Origin of the sequence: Corallococcus macrosporus DSM 14697 (genome assembly GCF_002305895.1) — a bacterium.
GTDB lineage: Bacteria > Myxococcota > Myxococcia > Myxococcales > Myxococcaceae > Myxococcus > Myxococcus macrosporus.
The window spans coordinates 2,699,256-2,717,797 of record NZ_CP022203.1 but is presented as its reverse complement, the minus strand read 5'-3'; the positions used below and the strand labels follow the sequence as shown (position 1 = coordinate 2,717,797).

The 18,542-nt window shown below is 71.4% G+C and carries 16 protein-coding genes; 8 read left to right on the top strand and 8 right to left on the bottom strand.

Annotated elements, in window-relative coordinates:
* The first annotated feature begins 5 nt into the window (after positions 1-5).
* Positions 6-1,694, top strand: coding sequence for an assimilatory sulfite reductase (NADPH) hemoprotein subunit (gene cysI, locus MYMAC_RS11570; protein ID WP_095958137.1), 1,689 nt, complete (start codon positions 6-8; stop codon positions 1,692-1,694).
* A gap of 42 nt (positions 1,695-1,736) precedes the next feature.
* On the opposite strand, the gene MYMAC_RS11565 is transcribed toward cysI, so the two are convergent.
* Positions 1,737-2,699, bottom strand: coding sequence for a class I SAM-dependent methyltransferase (locus tag MYMAC_RS11565; protein WP_204817524.1), 963 nt, complete (start codon positions 2,697-2,699; stop codon positions 1,737-1,739).
* A gap of 98 nt (positions 2,700-2,797) precedes the next feature.
* On the opposite strand from MYMAC_RS11565, the gene MYMAC_RS11560 reads away from it, so the two are divergent.
* Complete coding sequence (locus MYMAC_RS11560) at positions 2,798-3,907, top strand: hypothetical protein (protein ID WP_095958135.1); 1,110 nt, start codon at positions 2,798-2,800, stop codon at positions 3,905-3,907.
* Positions 3,908-3,967: 60 nt separating this feature from the next.
* Here MYMAC_RS11560 and MYMAC_RS38350 read toward each other — a convergent pair whose 3' ends face one another.
* Positions 3,968-5,623 (bottom strand): transglycosylase SLT domain-containing protein, encoded by a 1,656-nt coding sequence (locus MYMAC_RS38350; RefSeq protein WP_095961565.1) that lies wholly within the window; start codon positions 5,621-5,623, stop codon positions 3,968-3,970.
* Positions 5,624-6,002: 379 nt separating this feature from the next.
* On the opposite strand from MYMAC_RS38350, the gene gspC reads away from it, so the two are divergent.
* Positions 6,003-6,869: a type II secretion system protein GspC gene (gene gspC / locus MYMAC_RS11550; protein WP_095958134.1), complete on the top strand. Its 867-nt coding sequence runs from the start codon at positions 6,003-6,005 to the stop codon at positions 6,867-6,869.
* 19 nt (positions 6,870-6,888) lie between these two features.
* Here gspC and MYMAC_RS11545 read toward each other — a convergent pair whose 3' ends face one another.
* Both MYMAC_RS11545 and MYMAC_RS11540 read right to left on the bottom strand, forming a co-directional pair.
* Complete coding sequence (locus MYMAC_RS11545) at positions 6,889-7,752, bottom strand: NAD-dependent protein deacetylase (RefSeq protein WP_095958133.1); 864 nt, start codon at positions 7,750-7,752, stop codon at positions 6,889-6,891.
* A 127-nt stretch (positions 7,753-7,879) separates the two neighbouring features.
* Entirely contained in the window at positions 7,880-8,932 is a 1,053-nt protein-coding gene (locus tag MYMAC_RS11540; protein WP_095961564.1) for an AbrB family transcriptional regulator, read from the bottom strand.
* A 93-nt stretch (positions 8,933-9,025) separates the two neighbouring features.
* Here MYMAC_RS11540 and MYMAC_RS11535 point away from each other — a divergent pair, with 93 nt between their 5' ends.
* The 3 genes from MYMAC_RS11535 to MYMAC_RS11525 all read left to right on the top strand — a co-directional run bounded on the left by MYMAC_RS11535 (position 9,026) and on the right by MYMAC_RS11525 (position 12,710).
* The gene (locus tag MYMAC_RS11535; RefSeq protein ID WP_043712988.1) at positions 9,026-9,499 is read left to right on the top strand and encodes a GNAT family N-acetyltransferase; all 474 of its coding nucleotides are present in this window, start codon (positions 9,026-9,028) and stop codon (positions 9,497-9,499) included.
* A 100-nt stretch (positions 9,500-9,599) separates the two neighbouring features.
* On the top strand, positions 9,600-11,174 hold the full coding sequence (locus tag MYMAC_RS11530; protein ID WP_095958132.1) for a DUF1570 domain-containing protein: 1,575 nt from the start codon (positions 9,600-9,602) through the stop codon (positions 11,172-11,174).
* Between the two features lie 144 nt (positions 11,175-11,318).
* A complete protein-coding gene (locus tag MYMAC_RS11525) occupies positions 11,319-12,710 on the top strand; it encodes an aldehyde dehydrogenase family protein (protein WP_095958131.1) in 1,392 nt (463 codons plus the stop codon).
* A 7-nt stretch (positions 12,711-12,717) separates the two neighbouring features.
* Here MYMAC_RS11525 and coaA read toward each other — a convergent pair whose 3' ends face one another.
* Both coaA and MYMAC_RS11515 read right to left on the bottom strand, forming a co-directional pair.
* Positions 12,718-13,671, bottom strand: a complete 954-nt coding sequence (gene coaA / locus MYMAC_RS11520) for a type I pantothenate kinase (RefSeq protein WP_095958130.1) — start codon at positions 13,669-13,671, stop codon at positions 12,718-12,720.
* A gap of 69 nt (positions 13,672-13,740) precedes the next feature.
* Positions 13,741-14,472: a M90 family metallopeptidase gene (locus tag MYMAC_RS11515; RefSeq protein WP_204817522.1), complete on the bottom strand. Its 732-nt coding sequence runs from the start codon at positions 14,470-14,472 to the stop codon at positions 13,741-13,743.
* A 153-nt stretch (positions 14,473-14,625) separates the two neighbouring features.
* Between MYMAC_RS11515 and MYMAC_RS11510 the strand changes: the two genes are divergently transcribed.
* Positions 14,626-15,960 (top strand): BamA/TamA family outer membrane protein, encoded by a 1,335-nt coding sequence (locus MYMAC_RS11510; protein WP_095958128.1) that lies wholly within the window; start codon positions 14,626-14,628, stop codon positions 15,958-15,960.
* Positions 15,961-16,127: 167 nt separating this feature from the next.
* A complete protein-coding gene (locus tag MYMAC_RS11505) occupies positions 16,128-16,385 on the top strand; it encodes a DUF504 domain-containing protein (protein WP_095958127.1) in 258 nt (85 codons plus the stop codon).
* Between the two features lie 72 nt (positions 16,386-16,457).
* On the opposite strand, the gene MYMAC_RS11500 is transcribed toward MYMAC_RS11505, so the two are convergent.
* Positions 16,458-17,246, bottom strand: a complete 789-nt coding sequence (locus MYMAC_RS11500; RefSeq protein WP_170114729.1) for a nucleotidyltransferase domain-containing protein — start codon at positions 17,244-17,246, stop codon at positions 16,458-16,460.
* Positions 17,243-18,538, bottom strand: a complete 1,296-nt coding sequence (locus MYMAC_RS11495) for a DNA polymerase beta superfamily protein (protein ID WP_095958126.1) — start codon at positions 18,536-18,538, stop codon at positions 17,243-17,245. Before MYMAC_RS11495 ends, MYMAC_RS11500 begins: the two co-directional genes overlap by 4 nt.
* Between the last annotated feature and the right edge of the window lie 4 nt (positions 18,539-18,542).

Sequence of the window (18,542 nt, the reverse complement as noted above, 5' to 3'; positions counted from 1 at the left end):
ACGACATGAGCCACCAGCCCAAGCCGCTCTCCGAAGTGGAGCACATCAAGACGCAGAGCCGCCTGCTCCGAGGCAGCCTGGAGGAGAGCCTGGAGGACCCGGTGACGGGGGCGCTCGCCACGCCGGACACCAGCCTCATAAAGTTCCACGGCAGCTACCAGCAGGACGACCGGGACCTGCGCGAGGAGCGGCGCCAGCAGAAGCTGGAGCCCGACTACAGCTTCATGCTCCGCACCCGCCTGCCCGGTGGCGTCTGCACGCCCGCGCAGTGGCTGGCCATGGACGCGCTTGCACGCGAGCACGCCAACCACACGCTGCGCATCACCACGCGGCAGGCGTTCCAGCTCCACGGCATCATCAAGGATGACCTCCGGTCCACCATCGCCCGCATCAACGACGCGATGATGGACACGCTGGCCGCCTGCGGTGACGTCAACCGCAACGTGCTGTGCAACCCCAACCCCGTGGACTCGCGCGTCCACGAGACGGTGTACCAGTGGGCGGCGCGCATCTCCGAGCACCTGCTGCCCAGGACGCGCGCCTACCACGAAATCTGGCTGGGCAAGGAGAAGGTGGCCGGCGGTGAGGAGGAGCCCATCTACGGCCCCACCTACCTGCCCCGGAAGTTCAAGGTCGCCGTGGCGGTGCCGCCCCTCAACGACGTGGACGTCTTCGCGCAGGACCTGGGCTTCATCGCCATCATCGAGGACGGCGCGCTGGTGGGCTTCAACGTCTCGGCGGGCGGCGGCATGGGCGCCACGCACGGCGACGCGGCCACCTACCCCCGGCTGGCGGACGTCGTCGGCTTCATCCCGCCGGAGCAGACGCTCGCCGTCGCGGAAGCGGTGGTGAAGCTTCACCGCGACTTCGGGGACCGCGCCAACCGCAAGCACGCGCGGCTGAAGTACGTCCTGGAGGAGCGCGGCGTGCCCTGGTTCACCGCGGAGCTGGAGAAGCGGCTCGGCTTCGCGCTCCAGCCCGCGCGCCCCTTCGCCTTCGAGCACAACGGGGACCGCTTCGGGTGGACGGAGGGCCATGACGGCCGCTGGCACCTGACGCTGCACCTGGACAGCGGGCGCGTGGCGGACCGGCCCGGCGCCACGCACCTGACGGGCTTGCGGGAGATTGCCCGCATCCACACCGGGGACTTCCGCCTCACGGCGAACCAGAACCTCGTCATCGCGGGCGTGACGCCCCAGGCCCGCGGAGCCATCGACGCGCTGGTGACGGCGCACGCCCTGGACAGCTTCCGCGGCGCCAGCCCCGTGCGCCGCAACGCGCTGGCCTGCGTGGCGCTGCCGACGTGCGGGCTCGCCATGGCGGAGGCGGAGCGCTACCTGCCCTCCTTCGTCGGGCGGCTGGAGGACCGGCTGCGGGCGCATGGACTCCAGGACGCCAACCTGTTGCTGCGCATCACCGGGTGCCCCAACGGCTGCGCGCGTCCCTACCTGGCGGAGGTGGGGCTCGTGGGCAAGGCGCCGGGCCGCTACAACCTGCACCTGGGCGGCGATGCGCGAGGCCAGCGCCTCAACCGCCTGTACCGGGAGAACATCGACGAGGACGCCATCCTCGCCGCGCTGGAGCCGCTGTTCGAGGGCTACGCCCGCGAGCGCCAGCCCGGCGAGGGCTTCGGCGACTTCGTGGTGCGCGCTGGCCACGTCCCCGGCGCGTCCCCCCAGCCTCGGCCCTCCTGAGCCGGCGCGCCGCGGCCGGGGCGCAGGCGGCGAGCGCCATGCTCAGCCGCCCGCGTCCCGCACCGCCGTGAGGAGCAGGTCGTACTTGCCGCCCAGGAAGGTGCGAAACCCGTGCTGGTGCAGGTAGCGGCGGTAGAAGGACAGGTCCTTCACCAGCAACGACAGGTCGGGCTCGCGCAGGTTCCGCACCCGCGCGCCATAGACGACCTCGCCATCCCGGAAGCGGGAGTTGGGGAAGCCGAGCAGCAGCGCCGAGCACGGCTCCAGGTGCTCCTGCACCAGCTTGCGCAAGAGCGCGTGGTCGTCCACGCCGGGGCTCTGCAACGTGCCCACGGACACCACGAGGTGGAATCGCCCCAGCCCCTCCGGCAGCGCGTTGAGGTCGGCAACGACGAAGGCGTGCCGTTCATCCGGAAATCGCGCACGCGCTGCTTCAATGGCGCTGGCGCTGTGGTCCACGCCCACGAAGTGCACGTCCGGAGCGGACTCCAGCCACGAGAACGCGGCCAGCTCATCCCCCTGGTTGACGCCCAGGTCCAGCACGCGGGCTGCCTCCGGCAACCGGATGCGCCCCAGCGCTTCGAGCCAGGGCAACAGGAAGCCCGCGTCCTCCAGCTTGCGCAGGCGCGAGAACGCGGAGGCCGTGCCATAGCGCTCCCGCGGCGGCGCCTCTTCGCCCGCCTGGCCTCCCGCGTGCCAGGGCGCCTCGGGCCCCAGCCGCTCGAAGGTCAGCGCGATGTGCGTCGCGTCCACCGCGCGAGGCGTGAGCAGCCGGCACCCAAGCCCCTCCGCCAGGTCGCACCAGCTTCGCAGTGGACGATGGAGCAACGCGCCGGAGGGCCCCACCCGCTCACCGGGGTAGCAGCCTCGGCCCAGGTCCGGGTCCGGCACCTCGATGGTGACCGCCTCCGCCGAGCCGAGCGACGCCGACAGGTGCCGATGGACGTGGATCAGGGGCTCGGCCTGGAAGCGGCGGCGTTCAGCGGACTCGGGAGGGCTCGACATGACGACGCGGAGCCTATCGCGGCATCTGGCCTGTTCCGTGGCTTCCTGGCCGTGCACAATCGCCCCCGAATCGAAGGTCCGCTACCGCCGAGGTTTTCATGCACCGGTTCCGCACCCCTTCCGCCCTGCTCGCCGCCGTGGCCCTCCTGGGCTGTCAGTCCCGCAAGGAGGAGAAGCCGGCCGCGCCTCCCGCCCCGGCGACGGCGCCCCGCGCGGAGGCCGCGCCAGCACCTCCACCCAAGCCCGCCCCGCCCGCCGAGGCGCAGCCGGAGCTCAGCTACCTCAAGCCCACCGAGGACGGCGAACACTGCGAATGGATGCGGCAGCCCCTGAAGGGCACGGCCACCCGCGTCTTCCGCTTCAAGGCCTGGTGCGACCGCTCCACCGTGTCGTGGAGCCCGGATGGCGGGCAGGGGCTCGTCTTCACTTGGCCCTCGGGCGAAGGGGAAGTCCCCCAGGCCTGGCGGGTGGAGGTCGACGCGAAGTCCGGGCAGCCGCTCGACTTGAAGTCCCTGCCCGGAGGCACCAGCGCCGGAAACCCCAACGAGCCCTATGTGTCGCGCGTCGCCTTCGATGCCCAGGGCCGGCCGGTGGCCATCGTCCTCCTGGCCTCCGAAGCCAAGGGCCCCATCACCTTCCAGGGCGAGAGTTTCCCCGTTCCGAAGGGCCAGGGCGTGCCGGGACTGGCCATGGCGTACCGGCTGGTGGACGGGGACTGGAAGCGCATCGAGGCCAAGGCGACCCGCTTCGAGGAGGACACGCCCTCCGAGCACGGCCTGCTCGACGCGGAGGCGACCCTCACCCCCACGTGGGTGGCCTCACCGCCCACCCGGTTGCCTGGCGCCAAGGCCGCGCCAGCCCTGGCGAAGGAGCTGGACGCCCAGGAGCCGGGCGCGGCGGGAGCAGGCTGGTGGATGGAGCTGCCGGGCCCCGGCGGCACGCTCTACTTCCGGGCGCGGCGGGAAGGCCCGCAGCTCGTGCTCAGCCAGCCCCTGCTCTGGGCCCGGGGAGACCAGCGGGTGTCCTTGAAGGACCTCACGCCGCCGGACGCGTACCTGGGCTTCCAGCTCGACCAGGGGCTCCTGCTGGTCACCTCGTACGGTGGCTTCGCGGCGGCCACCGTCTGGGACCCGAAGACGCAGCAGCGCGTGGTGTCCATCCCAGACGTCTACGCGCCCGCCCTCTGGCCTGTGCCCCGCACGCCCTGACGACAACGGCCCGGTCCCCACGCGGGGAACCGGGCCGTGCGTGCGGCACCTTCCAGCGGACTACGCCGGGCCGGCGCCGTTGTACCAGCCGGTGATCTTCCGCACGTAGTCCTGCGTCTCCTTGAACGGAGGCACGCCGCCGTACTTGCTCACGTTGCCCGGGCCCGCGTTGTAGGCCGCGAGCGCCAGCCGCACGTCCCCGTTGAAGCGCTTGAGCTGCTGCGACAGGTACTTGGTGCCGCCCTCGATGCTCTGGCGCGGGTCCGCGCGGTTGGTGACGCCCAAATCACTCGCCGTGCCCGGCATGAGCTGCATCAGGCCCACCGCGCCCGCGCCCGAGCGCGCGTTCGGGTTGAAGGCGGACTCCTGCTGGATGACCGCCTTGATGAGGCGCGCGGGCACGTCGTACTTCCGCGACATCTCGTTGATGAGGTTGTCGTACTTGTTCGACGAGAAGCCGCTCAGGTCGTTGTTGCCCTTCGCGGGACCCTGCGCGCCGCCCGTGCCCTGCGTGCCACCCGTGCCCTGCGTGCCACCCGTGCCCTGCGTGCCACCGCCGCTGCTCACGTTGGCGCCCAGCTTCTCGAACGCCGCGCGCGTCAGCGGACCGTAGTAACCCGTGTTGTTCACGTTGTTGGCGGCCTGGAACTCCTTGAGCGCCGACTCCGTGCGAGGACCGAACACGCCCGGGCCCGTGTTCATCTCCGCCTGGGTCATGTAGCCGCCCTTCACCAGCGCCTTCTGGAGCTGCTCCACGGCGGGGCCGCGCGCGCCCTTCTCCAGGTCGCCACCGGGCAGCTTCATGCCCTTCACCGAGCCGCCCGTGGACGGCGGCGGCTGGGAGCCCACGCCGCCCGTGCCCCCTCCGCCGTTCGTGTTGCCCGGGCGCGGGTTGCCACCCGAGAAGGTCACCAGCTCGCCCGTCGTCTTGTAGCCCTGGGGGCCGCCCGACAGACGGCTGCCCTGGGTGTTGAGGGTGATCTCCCTCCCCGTGGCCGGGTCATTCGCGTAGTAGACGGGCTTGCCGTTCTGCGTGCCACGGCCGGTGATGGTGATCCAGTGGTCGGTGCCGTTCCTGCCGCCGCCGCTGCCCGCCTTGTAGTCCACGCCCACGACCACCGGCCGGCCCGCGTCAATCTGCCTGTTGATGGTGTCCAGGCTCCACGCCTGCTTCGCGGCGCCCAGCCCGCCCATGCCGGCCGCGGTGCCCCACACGAGCGCGTTGCCCGAGTAGCCGTTGTTGCGGTCCAGGTACGTGTCCATCTCCCCGGGGTTGATGGTCTGCCCGGTGATCTTGCTCACCGCCATGGCAGTGGCCGTCATGGCGCAGCCCGCCGCGGACAGGCTGGAGCCGGTGCCCAGGCGCCGCGAGCCCCACTGCGGGTCGCCCTGCTTGTACATCGGCGTGCCGTCGCGGGACGTGGGGAACTGCCGGCCGTCGTCGTCGCGGACCTGACCGTTGGCGGCGCGCGTCGTCGTCGACGCCGGGGTGAAGTCGTCGCCGCCCGCCGGAGCGTTGGCCGTGCCGGACCTCGTGCTGCCGCCACCACGCGGGGGCGCGCTCTCGAACGTGTCCGGGATGCTCAGCGTCTGACCCGCGCGAATCTTGCTCGGGTCGGCGATGTCGTTGGCCTTCGCCAGCGCGGACACGGACGTATTGAACTTGCGGGCCAGCGCGCTCAGCGTGTCGCCACTGCGAACGGAGTAGGTCTTCAAGGCCAAAACCTTTCGTCACCCAGTTGAGACATTGGGGCGGGGGGATATGGACGATTTTCGGCCGCTGCGAATTGAAGTTGCCCCAAGCCCAGACAAACGCCGGTATCGGAATTGTCAATTCTGACGGGACGCCAGCATCCGCCATTCCTGTTCATTTCCACAAATACCAAACTCACCATGACGCGATGCGCAACGCGTGACACGTCTGTCAAAAACACCCTGACAGCCTGTCACGGGACCATCGCGCCTCCGTGACAGGAATGGCCAGGGCGCCGCCACGGTGGAGCTGACACGCAGAGTGACGGCGTGCCCAGGAACGCCCTGGCCCCAGGCTTGCTCAAGGGCCGCGTGTCACTCCTGCACGAAGAGGCACGCGGCCATGGCTCCTTTTCTCCGGAAGTATTTCTGGCTCGTCACCACGACGTTCATCGCGCTCGCGATGCTGGTGCTCGCGAGCACGACCCACCTGCTCGTGGAGTCCGCAATCACCCCGTCCCCGGGAGACTCGAAGGACGCCCCCACCGCACGGCGGGGGCCGGAGGCGCGGTCCCCTGCGGGCTTGAGTGACACGCGACTGGCGAAGCTCACGGGACTGTCGCTCGACGCACCGAAGCAAGAAGCCCCGGGCTCCAGCGCGGCCTCGCTGAACACCTCCCTGCGCGTGAAGCTGCTCGGCACGTTGGTGGCGAACGACTCGAAGTGGTCGCTCGCCTCGGTCGAGGACCTGGAGTCGAAACGCATCCGGAGCGTGATGACCGGCGACGAACTGCTGGGCGCGCGCATCGTCACCATCGAGCGGGAGCGCATCACCTTCTCCATCAACGGCCGCGAGGAGTTCATCCACGCCGACAACGAGGGAGGCGTTCCCCCCGCGCCCGTCCTGGCGAACGCGGTCCCCACGAATACCGGCATCCGCGCGGTGGGCGAGCACGCCTACGAAGTGTCCCGAAACACCATCGAGGACGCGCTCGCCAACATGGACGGGCTGCTCACCCAGGCCCGCGTGGTGCCGGCCTTCCGCGACGGCAAGCCCCAGGGCTTCAAGGTCTTCTCCGTCAGGAAGGGCTCGCTCTACGAGCAGCTCGGCCTCCAGTCCGGTGACGTGCTCCGGCGCATCAATGGCGTCTCGCTCGAAACGCCTGAAAGAGCCCTGGAGGCCTTCGCGCTCCTGCGGGGCTCGCCGCACCTCGAGCTCGACATCGAGCGCGGCGGGACACCGGTCCGCAAGGTCTACGACGTGAAGTGACGGGCCGCCCCGCCTCCCGTCAGCGCAGGGCCAGCGCCGCCGCGAGCCGGGGGAGCGCATCCCCCGCCCGGGCCTCCAGGTGTACGTCCGCCAGCTCCACGCCCCGGCACTCCCCCAGGTTGAGGATGGCGATGGGCATGCGGCGCTCCGACGCGCGCACCAGGAAGCGATAGCCGGAGAAGATGGCCAGCGAGGAGCCCACCACCAGCAGCGCGTCGCCCTCCTCCAGCAGGGCGAACGCCGACTCCACGGTGGGCACCGGCACGTTGTCTCCGAAGAAGACGACGTCCGGCTTGAGCGTGCCACCACACGCCAGGCACGCGGGGACCTGAAAGGAGGAGAGCTGCTCGGAGGTCAGGTCCGCGTCGCCGTCCGGCCGCAACGCCAGCACCTCGTGGGAGAAGCCCGGGTTGAGCGCCAGCAGGCGCGCCTGCAACGCCTCGCGCGACTCCTGCGCGCCGCACGCCAGGCAGCGGACCCGCGCCAGCGCGCCGTGCAGCTCAATCACCCGCGAGCTGCCCGCGGCATGGTGCAGCCGGTCCACGTTCTGGGTGATGAGGCCCCGGACATGGCCCGCCTGCTCCAGCGTCGCCAGCGCCGCGTGCGCCGCGTTGGGCCGGGCCGAGGAGAATCGCGGCCAGCCCATCAGGCTGCGCGCCCAGTAGCGCGCCCGGACCTCGGGCCGCGTGAGGAACTCGCGGTGCTGGATGGGGTTGCGCGCCCGCGCCCGAGTCCCGGGCCCCCGGTAGTCGGGGATGCCTGACTCCGTGCTGCACCCCGCTCCGGTGAGCACCACCGTGCTGCGGCGCTTGAGCAATGAGACCAGCGCCTCCACGCTCGGGGTGAGGCTCGCGGCAGGCAGGGCGTCAGGCGGGGCAGTCATCGCGGCCTACATACTAACCGCGCGTCCCTGGCCGCGCCGGACGTCCGCCTTCGACAGGGACCTCGCGGGCGCACACCTGCCTCCGTGCGCTCACGTCTGGCCGCCTGCTCCCCGGCCAGCGGCGTGCTCAAGCGTCCCGGGACGGCGACAGCCTGCGAAGGAGCGTCGGCGCGACCAGGAAGATCAACAACACCCGCCCCACCTGGACCGCCAGGACGACGGACAGGGTGGCACGCGTGCCCAACGCGATGGCCAGGACGGAGTCGGCGCCACCGGGCGAGGTCGCGAAGTAGGTGGTGATGAGGTCCACGCCCGCGGCGGCGGACCAGCCCCAGGCCAGCAGCAGGCACCCCAACACCATCGCCACCGACGCCGCGAGCGCGACGTGGGCGACCCGCTTCAGCTCCCGCGCCGCCGACGCATCGAACTGGCTGCCCACGCGCACGCCCAGCGCCCACAACCCCAGCGCGAGGACACCCGGAGGCCACGCCCCCACGGGCAGGCCCATGGCCGTGAGCGGGATGCCCAGCAACACGGGCCCCAGGAAGGCCCCGGCCGGCAGCTTCAGGTAGTGCCCCAGGACACCGCCCACGGCGGACACCGCCGCCGTCGTCAGCCACGCCCACAGCGGCGACGGCGAGCCAGGCAGGTCCGCCGCGCGAGCCACGGCCACCTCCGGCGTGTCCCCCGCCCAACGTCCCACCGCCACGGCCACGAGAATCACGATGCACAGGCGCACATACTGGAAGAGCGTCACCAGCCGAGCGTCCGCGCCCAGCTCGTCGCTCAGCGCCACCATGGCGGACGCGCCGCCTGGCATCAGCCCCAGGGTGGCGGTGCGCGGGTCCAGGTGCCCCAGCCTCGCGCACACCAGCGCCACGCCCTGCGCCACGGCCACCACCCCCACCACCGCGGCCAGCGACACGGCCCAGTTGTCCGCGAGCGCGCTCCAGGCCTCCGGCGTGAAGGACGAACACAGCGCGCCGCCCAGCACCGACTGCGCCACCAGCAGCCCCCCGCGCGGGAGCGGGGCATGCACGGACAGCGTCAGCGAAGCGGCAATGGACACCAGCATCGAGCCCAGCAGCGCTCCGGCAGGCAGGTGGGCGAGCTCCGCGAGCCCCGCGGCGAGCAGCGAAGCCAGGCTCACGGCCACCACGCGGCGAGTACGGCTGCGCATCACGGCGCCGAAAGTACCAATGAAGCAGGGTGAATGCGCCACGCGTCCGCCGAGGAAGGCCCCGGCCGCTTACCCATGCTAGACGCCCACCTCATGCGAAGCTGGCAGTGGAAGTCATTCCAGGCGCTGTCGCTGGACGAGCTGTACGACGTGCTCGCCTTGCGACAAGAGGTCTTCGTGGTGGAGCAGCGCTCCATCTACCAGGACGTGGACGGATACGACCGGGGCGCGGAGCACCTGCTGCTCTACACGGAGCCGCGAGGAGCCCGGCTGCTCGCCGCGTACCTGAGGGTGCTGCCTCCCGGCTTGAAGTACCCCCAGGCGAGCAGCCTGGGCCGCGTGGTGACCTCGCCGCGGGCGCGCGCGCAGGGGCTGGGGCGCGAGCTGGTGGCCCAAGGCATCGCCCGGCTCGACAGCCTCTACCCGGAGGCCCCCATCCACATCGGCGCGCAGCACTACCTCCAGCGCTTCTACGAAGGCTTCGGCTTCCAGGCGCGGGGCGACGTCTACGACGAGGATGGCATTCCCCACATCGACATGGTGCGGCCGGCGCGCGGGCCGCGCTGACGCCCCGCGGAGGGGCGCATGCGACGCTATGTCGTGGAGGGGCCGGCGTTAGACTGGCCGTGCGCCAGGAACCGCACCCTTCCCCGAGGAGACAACCGACGTGCGCCACGGCCTCGCGATGGGGGCATTGCTCGCCCTGCTCTCCACCACCCAGCTCGCTTGCGTCGTGGGCCCGCGCTTCACCACCTGCCCGGGCGAGGGTGGCCGGCCCTGGGTGCGCCTGGACAGCGACCACTACACGCTGCACACCGACCTCCCCGCCGAGGACGCCCGCGTGGCCATGCGGCGCCTGGAGCGGACGCGGACCGCCATCCTCACCGCGATGTGGCCGCAGGCCCTGGGCCAGCAGATGACGAAGCTGGACGTCTACGTGCTCCAGAGCCCGCGCGAGTTCGAGGGCCTCTTTCCGCGCCGGGTGCGCGCCTTCTTCTTCCGCTCCGACAACGAGGCCCTCATCGTCCTGTCGGGCCGGCCCGACACCTGGCGGCAGCCCTTCAACGGCTTTGAGCTGGCGTCGTCGTCGCCGCTGAACCATGAGCTGGCCCATTACCTGAGCGCCTACCCCCTCACCCGTCAGCCGCGCTGGCTGTCCGAGGGGCTCGCCGAGTACCTGGAGACCCTGCGTCTCTCCGACGACGGACGGAGCGCCGTGGTCGGCGCACCGCACCGGCACGCCATCGCGCTCATGCATTCCTGGCTCAACGCCGTCCAGCGGGGCCTGTCGCAAGGCTGGACGATGCAGCGGGTGCTCCACTGGGACCGCACCCTGGAGGCTCGTGAGAAGGACAAGGAGGTCGGCGCGAACTACGCGGGGAGCTGGCTGCTGGTGCACTGGCTGCTGAACGAGCGGCCCCAACCCTTCGCGGAGTACCTGGCGCTGCTCAACCAGGGCGTCGCCCCTGACCAGGCGCTCACGCGGGCCCTCCCCGAGCTGACCTCTCCCTCGCTCGACGGATTGCTCTACACCTACCTGCGCGGCCGACGTTTCATGGAGCGGACCGTCCCCGTGCCTCCCAGCGGAATGGCCTTCATCGAGGAGGTCCTCGACGACGCCCAGTCCCACGCCGTCCGCGCCAGGCTCGCCGCGCTGGGGGCGCACCTGGCCCACCGCGAGCCCTTCATCACCAACCGCAAGAAGGTGGCGAAGACCGAGCTCGACGAGGCGCTGCGCTTGAACCCCACGGGGCTGCTGGCGTTGGCCGCGAAGCTGCGCAGCGCGCCTGAAGCCGAACACGTGGCCATTGGCCGGAGCGCGGTGGCGGCCCATCCCCACGAGAGCGAGGCCTGGCTGCTGCTGGGCAAGGCGCTGCGGCACGAGCTCACCGCGGCGCGGGAGCGCGAGGCCGCCTACCGCGAGGCCTTGCGGCTCGACCCGCGCAACGCCAATGCGGCGCGCGAGCTGGCCTGGATGTTCGTCACCCAGGGCCGGAACGCCGAGGCCCTCCCCCTGGCGCGCTGGGCGGTGACGCTCGCGCCGTGGAGCCCCAACGCCCTCGACACGCTGGCCCTGGCCCTGGCCGGCAGCGGCGCCTGCGAGGAAGCGCGGCAGGTGGAGCACCGGGCCCTGGAGTTCATCCAGGAAGAAGGCGCGCCGGAGCTGGAGCGCCTGCTGCGCGAGCGCATCGCGGGGCTCGAGGACGGGCGCCTCTGCACGGCGGCTCCGCCCGGCGCCTGAAGCGCGGCGGGGCCCGCTGGCGATGGGCCGCCAACACTTCCGGGCCGGCTTCTGTCGCGTACCGCACGCGCCAGGGCCGCCCGGGTGGCGGGCGCCTTCGCGGGCCCATGACGCGGTGCGCGCCCGTGGCTTTCCTCCGAGGCCATGAGCCAGAGCCCTCACACCGTCGACAATCCCTTCACCGGCGACGTCGCCGCGTCGGTCGAGCCCACGCCGCCCGAGGCGCTGGACGCCGTGCTGGAGCGCGCCCGCGCCGCGTCACGCGCCCTGCGTGCCCTGAGCGTGGAGGACCGCGTGAAGCTGGTGCTGCGCGCGTGCGAGGCGATGGAGAAGGACACGGAGTCCATCGCGCGGGACATCACCCGGCAGATGGGAAAGCCGCTGTCGCAGGCCCGGGGCGAGGTGGCGGGCATGGCGGGCCGCTTGCGCCACATGGCCGCCATCGCCGCCGAGTCGCTGGCGGACATCGTCCTGCCGCCCAAGGACGGCTTCGAGCGCAGAATCGCGAAGGAGCCCCTGGGCGTGGTGTTGGACCTGCCCGCGTGGAACTACCCGCTGCTCACCGCGGTGAATGCCATCGCGCCAGCGGTGCTCGCGGGCAACGCGGTCATCGTGAAGCACTCGCCCCGCACGCCCCTGTGCGGCGGGCACTTCGCGCGGGCCTTCGCCGAAGCGGGCGCGCCCGACGGCGCCGTGCAGGCCCTCTTCCTGGACTACCCGCGCACGGAGCAGCTCGTCGGCGACGCGCGGGTGGACCACGTGCTCTTCACCGGCTCGGTGCTCGGCGGCCACAAGATGCAGGCGGCCGCGCGCGAGCGCTTCCTGCACATCGGCCTGGAGCTGGGCGGCAATGACCCGGCCTACGTCGCGCCGGACTGCGACCTGGACAAGGCGGTGGAGAACATCGTCGACGGCGCCATGTACAACGCGGGGCAGAGCTGCTGCGCCGTGGAGCGGGTGTACGTGCACCGCTCGCTGTATGAGCGCTTCATCGCCGCCGCGGAGCCGCTCGTCCGCACCTACGTGCTGGGCGACCCGGAGTCCGACACGACGACGATGGGCCCCATCGCCCAGCCCTGGCACCCCGCCGAGCTGGAGGCCTTCGTCCAGGACGCCACGGGCCTGGGCGCGCGGCTCGTCACCGGGGGCCGCCCCACGCAGGTGGACGGGCGGGGCCGCTTCTTCGAGCCCACCCTGCTCCGCGACGTGAGCCCCCAGGCGCGGCTGATGCGCGAGGAGTCCTTCGGGCCGCTGCTGCCCGTCGCGCCGGTCGACTCGGATGAGGAGGCCCTGGCGTTGATGAACGCCTCGCGGCTGGGCCTCACCGCGAGCGTGTGGACGTCCGACCGGGAGCGCGCGGACCGGCTGGCGCGCGCGCTGGAGGCGGGCACCGTCTACATGAACCGCTGCGACGCGCTGGACCCCGCGCTGCCCTGGAGCGGCGTGAAGGACTCCGGGCGCGGCGTGACGCTGAGCGCGCTGGGCTTCGACGCCCTGACGCGGCCCAAGGCGCTGCACTACCGCCTGCGCTTCTGAGACGCGCCTACAGCTTGCGCAGCCGCACCCGCTTCACCTTGTGGTCGGGGCCCTTGAGGAGGATGAGGCGGGCGCGCGAGCGCGTGGGCGCGATGTTCTGCGCCAGGTTGGGCCCGTTGATTTCGCCCCACACGGACTCGGCGAGCTGAATCGCCTGCTCGTGGTTCAGCTCGGAGAAGCGGCGGAAGTAGCTGCGCTCGTCGCGGAACGCCGTCTGCTGGAGCTTGAGGAAGCGGTCCACGTACCAGCGGCGGATGTCGCTCTCGTGCGCGTCCACGTAGATGGAGAAGTCGAAGAAGTCGGAGAGGAACGTCGCCGGCATCTGCTTCCCCTCCTGCGCCCCGGCCTGGAGGACGTTGAGCCCCTCCAGGATGAGGATGTCGGGCTGGCGGATGACCTGCGCCTCGCCGGGCAGCACGTCATAGACGAGGTGCGAGTACACCGGCGCCGACACCTCGGCGCGCCCGGCCTTCAGCTCCGCCAGGAAGCGCACCAGGCCGCGCCTGTCATAGCTCTCCGGGAAGCCCTTGCGCTTCATCAGGCCGCGCTCGGTGAGGACGCCGTTGGGGAAGAGGAAGCCGTCCGTCGTCACCAGCTCCACGCGCGGGTGGTCCGGCCACCGCTTCAGCAGCGCCTGGAGGATGCGCGCCGTGGTGCTCTTGCCCACCGCCACGCTCCCGGCGATGGCGATGATGTACGGCACCTTCCGCGCCGAGCCGCCCAGGAACGCCTGCTGCTCCGCCCACAGCCGCTGCGCCGCGGCCACCTGCAGGTTCAACAGCCGGGACAAGGGCAGATAGACATCCACCACCTCGTCCAGGTCCAGGTGCTCCCCCAGGCCCCGCAGGCCATCAATCTCCGCGGACTCCAGCGGCAGGGGCGTGGCGGCACGCAGCGCCCGCCAGGCCTCCCGTTCCAGGTCGATGAACATGGATGGGGACGGGCTGGAGCCTGAGGCCATGGATTCCACTCCAAGAGATGAACATCCAGGCCGCCGCGTAGCACAGCCGGGGCATTCACGCTCGGACGTTCAGGCCCCGGCCGCGGGATCCCACCCGTAGAAGCGCCTCAGCTCCTCGTAGAGCTCCGGCGTCTTCTCCCGCATTTGCCGGGGTTTCTCGAAAAACGATTCGGTGGCCACCGCGAAGAACTCGGCCTCGTTGAGTCCGCCGTAGTCATCCAGGACCTGCCGCTCCCGGCGCCGGCCCTGCTGGAGCTTGTGGAAGTGCTCGCTCATCACCGCGCTCCAGGCGCGGTAGTGCGAATACGCGCGCAGGCTGGGCGTGCCGTCGAAGGCGCCATCCGCCCGGTCCAGGACGTGGGCGAACTCGTGCGTGGCGGTGTCGTGGCCGTCATCCGGGTTGCGCAGGCCGGTGAGCACCGACTCCCAGGAGAGGATGACCGAGCCCCAGTGCTTCGCCTCCCCCAGCACCACGCCGGTGCGGTCCGGGATGCGGAAGGCGCCGGGATAGACGATGACCTCCCGCAGCCGGTCGTAATAGGACAGGCCCAGGTGCAGCACGAGCTGCACCGCGGTGGCGGAGATGACCACGCGCATCTCGTCGGTGACCTCCAGGCCGCCCGCGCCGATGAACTCCTTCTCCCAGGCGAACACCTTCAGCTTGTCCAGGAAGGGCTGGCGCAGCTCCGGGGAGAGCGTGCGGAAGAAGGGCACGCGCGCGTCGAGGTAACCCAGCCAGGCCTCCGGAAAGGGGCGGCGCAGCAGGCGCCGGCGCCGGAGCTGGCGGATGAAGGAGACCATGCGCCCAGGCATAGCAGACGGGCACAGCGGGAGGTGCACCTCCCGGAACGAAACTGGAGGTAGATTCCGGCGGGCGGGCGCTGGCCGGCAGCCCCTTTCACGGACGTGCAACGAGCGATGAGCAGACGCGTGTGGGTTGGATGCGCGGCGCTGGTGTCGAGCCTCCTGGCGCCGCGGGCAACGGCGCAAGTCACGGAGGCCGACCCGGTGGTGGAGGAAGTGGTCGTCAAGGGCCCGGAGAAGACCCGGCCAGAGACGGTGCGCGCCTATGCGCGCGTGGACGAAGGAGACCCGCTCACCCTGGAGGACCTGGCCAGGGTGGAGCGGCGGCTCGTCGCCACGGGCCTGTTCCAGGAGGTGAAGGTCGGCTTCGAGCCGACGGGGCCAGGCCGGGTGCGGCTGGTGCTGGAGGTGGAGGACAAGGCGTCCTGGGTGGTGGCGCCCACCTTCGTGCTGCAGTCCGACAACGTGGGCGGCGGCGTGCTGTACGCGGAGAACAACCTGTTCGGCCGCAGCAAGAAGTTCGCGACGGCGGCCCAGGTCAGCACGGCGGAGAGCGGCCTCTTCGCGGGCTTCCTGGACCCGAACCTCTTCGGGCTGCCCCAGCTCCGCTTCAGCCTGGAAGGTCAGCTGCGCAGCGACCGGGTGGACGAATACCAGCCCGGCTCCGGTCAGCGGCGCCCGGAGGTGGTGCGCCGCACGCGGATGAACTCCGCCTCCCTCGCCGGGGAGCTGGGCTTCCTGCTGTTCGAACGCGTGCGCGCGGCGGCCAAGTACCGGCTGATGTCCATTGACGCGAAGTCCCCGGACGCCCAGGAGGAGGTGACGACGCCCGCCTTCTCCCTGGGGCCCTCGCAGCAGGACGCGTCCCTGCGGCTGATGGTGGGCATCGACACGCGGCAGAACCTGCACGCGGTGATGGAGGGCCTCAACCTGGAGGCCTCCTATGAAGTCTCCAACCCCGGCGTCGGCAGTGACTTCCGCTACGAGCGCTTCGGGCTGCTCTACCGTCACGGGCTGCGGCTGGTGGGGGAGCACAACCTGGTGCTGCGCGGCGAGGCGGTGGCTGGCGTGGACCTGCCCTTCCACCAGGAGCTCGTGATGGGCGGCAACTCGCTGCGGGGCTTCGTCTACCGCCAGTTCCGCGGCGACACGCGCCTGTCCTTCACCGCCGAGTACCACTTCCCCCTGTTCACGGTGAGCCCGCTGTCCTTCCGGGGCGTGGCCTTCTCCGACACGGGGCTGATGATGTGGCGCAAGCTGCCGGGGGACCGGGAGCTGCGGAATGTGAGCGGGCGCGTGGTGCGCAGCTACCTGCCGGACGCGCGAGGCGGGCTGGGCAACGCCACGGTGGCCCAGGGCGTGGGCGCCGGGCTGCGCCTGTACCTACGCAACCTCGTGCTGCCCCTGGTGGGCGTGGACGCGGCCTATGGCGTCAACTCGGGGGAGTTCCGCTTCTATCTCGTGGCGGGCGTGAATCCGTCCTGACTCACCAGCGTCACTTCAAGGGGCGCGCCCCTCACGGCGGCGACGATGTCGCACCAGGAGCGACGTGTCAGCCGGCCCCCAGGCAGGGCGTCAGGTGCGACGCGCCAGGCCCCGGTGACATGAATGAGGGCGGGCGCTTCCCTCCCCTTCTTCCTGCGAGCCCGGCCATGTCCCACGAGCGATTCACGACCAGCCGCGAGGTCTACCACCGCATCCGGTGGGACGAGCGGTTCGACTCCCGCGAGTTCAGCATCGGGTATGACGCCCATGGCGAGACGCTGGAGGAGATGCCCTTCAACGCCTTCGTCCCGGATGGCGAGATTCCATGGCACCGCGTCTGGTACTTCAAGCAGCGCCATCACATCGTCTGGGACCGGCGCGAGCGCCTGGACCTGCTTGACGCTTCGCAACCGACACCCGCGTAGGCGCGTTGATGGGGCTCGGAGGCGCACATCACGCGCGTCCTCCGAGCCCCGCGGGTCCTTGCCGGCGTCAGGCTACCCGCCGAAACACCTCCGGCGGAGGTCCAGCATCCACGCTTCCAGCGCGGCCACGGCCTCGGCGGTGGGAGCTTCGGGGAGCACGGAGTCCGCCCGCGCGGCCTCCAGCACCTCGAACGAGCGCGCCACCTCACCACGCCACTTCGCGCTGAGGTCCTCGGGAAGCTCGCTCTTCTCTCCGCGGAGCTTCTGCTCCACCAGCGCATGCGCGTCCGCGAAGCCATACAGCGCCAGCAACTCCGTGACGTCCGTCTCCACCACGCCCGTCCGCAGCGCATGCGCCCCCGTCAGCGTGGTGCGCAGGACATAGAGCAGCCGCTTCGCGGACCGGAAGCCGCTCTTCTCCCACTCGCGCAACTGCCCCATGGCGAAGCCGTTGTAGTGGCGGTTCATCCGGCGGGACAGCACCGCGCGCACCAGCGGGCGCAGCGACGCCAGCTCTGGAGACTCGCGCAGGGGGATGGCCCCCAGCACGCGCTCCAGGTAGTTCCCATTGCCTTGCAGGATGCCCTGCAACACGGGCAGCAGCTCGTTGGAGGAGTAGTCCACCTCCACGCCCTCCACCACCTCCAGCCGCTCCGTGGGGACGTGCGTGGGCTGGAGCGCGAGCAACGCGGCGGTGGGCGCGACGTGGATGGACTTCAGGTCCAGGTCGCTGTCCGGCGAGGGGAAGCCATACGCATGCGCGCCCGAGAGCGACACGACCAGGTGCGAGCGGTGGCGGGACTCCTCATCCAGCACCCGGTCCGCCATGGCGCGCTGATGTTCCGTCAAGGTGCCCTTCATTCCGAATCCCTCCACGCGGTGGCCGGGGCCTCCGGCGCGTCACGTCCCAGCGGCCCGGGCTCCTTCAGCACCCAGCGCCGCGCCAGCTCCTCGCCCACGCGCCGCAGCAGCCGGTCCGCGCGCGCGTAGTCCGGGTGCTCCGGCAGGCGGCTCTCCCGGTGCGCCGCCTCCAGCTCCGGCGCCAGGGCCTCCGCGTCCCGCAGCACGTCCTCCAGCGGCACGCGGCCCGCCTTGATGTCCAGCAGCCGCGCCTTCAGCGCACCGGAGGCCTCGAAGACAGGCGCCCCCTCGCGCAGCCAGCCCGTCGCCGTGGCCACCAGCCGCAGCAGGTTGTAGGCGTTCTTCGGCCGCAGCTCGCGCGCGGAGGGAGGCCGCTGGCCGCCGCTCCGCGCATAGGCGGTGAGCGCCTTGAAGTCGTTGGCCGCCAGCAGCCCCTGGTCCCAGAGCGAGCGGTAGAGCTGCTTCACGTACGTCTTCGCCGCCAGCAGCGCGTCCTGCGCCGTCGGTGCCTCGCGAGGCGACACCGCCGACAGCCGGCGCGCCACCTCATCCAGGTCCGGCGCGGGCTCCTCGCACAGCCATTCGAGCAGCAAGTCCCGATGCTCCGCCAGCCGCTGACTGCGCGTGAGCTTGTCGAGCTGGCTCATGGCATAGCGCCCGAAGCTGCCGAACAGGGCCTTGGACACGAAGGCGTCGCGCTCCTCCAGCAGCCACGCGCCCACCGGGTCCAACGCCTTCGCGCCCGGGACGAAGAGCGTCTCCAGCGTGTTCGGGTCCGCGCGCAGCGCCTGCTCCACCGCCTTCTGGACCTCCCAGTACGTGGTGCTGCCATCCGCGCTCACCAAATCCCTTGGCGCCTCCGTCAGGCCGAAGGTCCAGGGCAGCGGCAGCGCGAACACGCCGCGCACGTCCACGTCCGAGCGCTCGTCGGCCAGGCCCCACGCGTGGCTGCCCACGCGCGTCTCCAGCACCACGCAGGGCGTCAGCGCGCTCCAGGCCGCCTCGCGGCGCTGGGCGAACTGCACCTGTCCCGGGCGCCGCGGCACCAACTCGTCCCGCGCGAACCACACCTCGCCCACGCCGACAATCTGCACGTCGAAGCCGCCGTCATGCGCGCGAACCACGCGCCCCACCACGCCCTGCGGGATGCGCCGGCCGCCCGAGGCCAGGCGCTCCACGCGCGTCGTCACCTCGGTGCCGTGGGGCAGCGGCACCGACAAGCGGTCCACCTGCTCCAGCCCCCGGATGCGCGCGGCGCCCGTGGCCGGAGAGTCCGTTGGAGAATCACTCATGGCG

Coding starts and splice junctions, on each gene's coding strand:
- cysI (WP_095958137.1), top strand. CDS start 6: ATGAGCCACCAGCCCAAGCCGCTCTCCGAAGTGGAGCACATCAAGACG.
- MYMAC_RS11565 (WP_204817524.1), bottom strand. CDS start 2,699: ATGTCGAGCCCTCCCGAGTCCGCTGAACGCCGCCGCTTCCAGGCCGAG.
- MYMAC_RS11560 (WP_095958135.1), top strand. CDS start 2,798: ATGCACCGGTTCCGCACCCCTTCCGCCCTGCTCGCCGCCGTGGCCCTC.
- gspC (WP_095958134.1), top strand. CDS start 6,003: ATGGCTCCTTTTCTCCGGAAGTATTTCTGGCTCGTCACCACGACGTTC.
- MYMAC_RS11545 (WP_095958133.1), bottom strand. CDS start 7,752: ATGACTGCCCCGCCTGACGCCCTGCCTGCCGCGAGCCTCACCCCGAGC.
- MYMAC_RS11540 (WP_095961564.1), bottom strand. CDS start 8,932: ATGCGCAGCCGTACTCGCCGCGTGGTGGCCGTGAGCCTGGCTTCGCTG.
- MYMAC_RS11535 (WP_043712988.1), top strand. CDS start 9,026: ATGCGAAGCTGGCAGTGGAAGTCATTCCAGGCGCTGTCGCTGGACGAG.
- MYMAC_RS11525 (WP_095958131.1), top strand. CDS start 11,319: ATGAGCCAGAGCCCTCACACCGTCGACAATCCCTTCACCGGCGACGTC.
- coaA (WP_095958130.1), bottom strand. CDS start 13,671: ATGGCCTCAGGCTCCAGCCCGTCCCCATCCATGTTCATCGACCTGGAA.
- MYMAC_RS11515 (WP_204817522.1), bottom strand. CDS start 14,472: ATGGTCTCCTTCATCCGCCAGCTCCGGCGCCGGCGCCTGCTGCGCCGC.
- MYMAC_RS11505 (WP_095958127.1), top strand. CDS start 16,128: ATGTCCCACGAGCGATTCACGACCAGCCGCGAGGTCTACCACCGCATC.
- MYMAC_RS11500 (WP_170114729.1), bottom strand. CDS start 17,246: ATGAAGGGCACCTTGACGGAACATCAGCGCGCCATGGCGGACCGGGTG.
- MYMAC_RS11495 (WP_095958126.1), bottom strand. CDS start 18,538: ATGAGTGATTCTCCAACGGACTCTCCGGCCACGGGCGCCGCGCGCATC.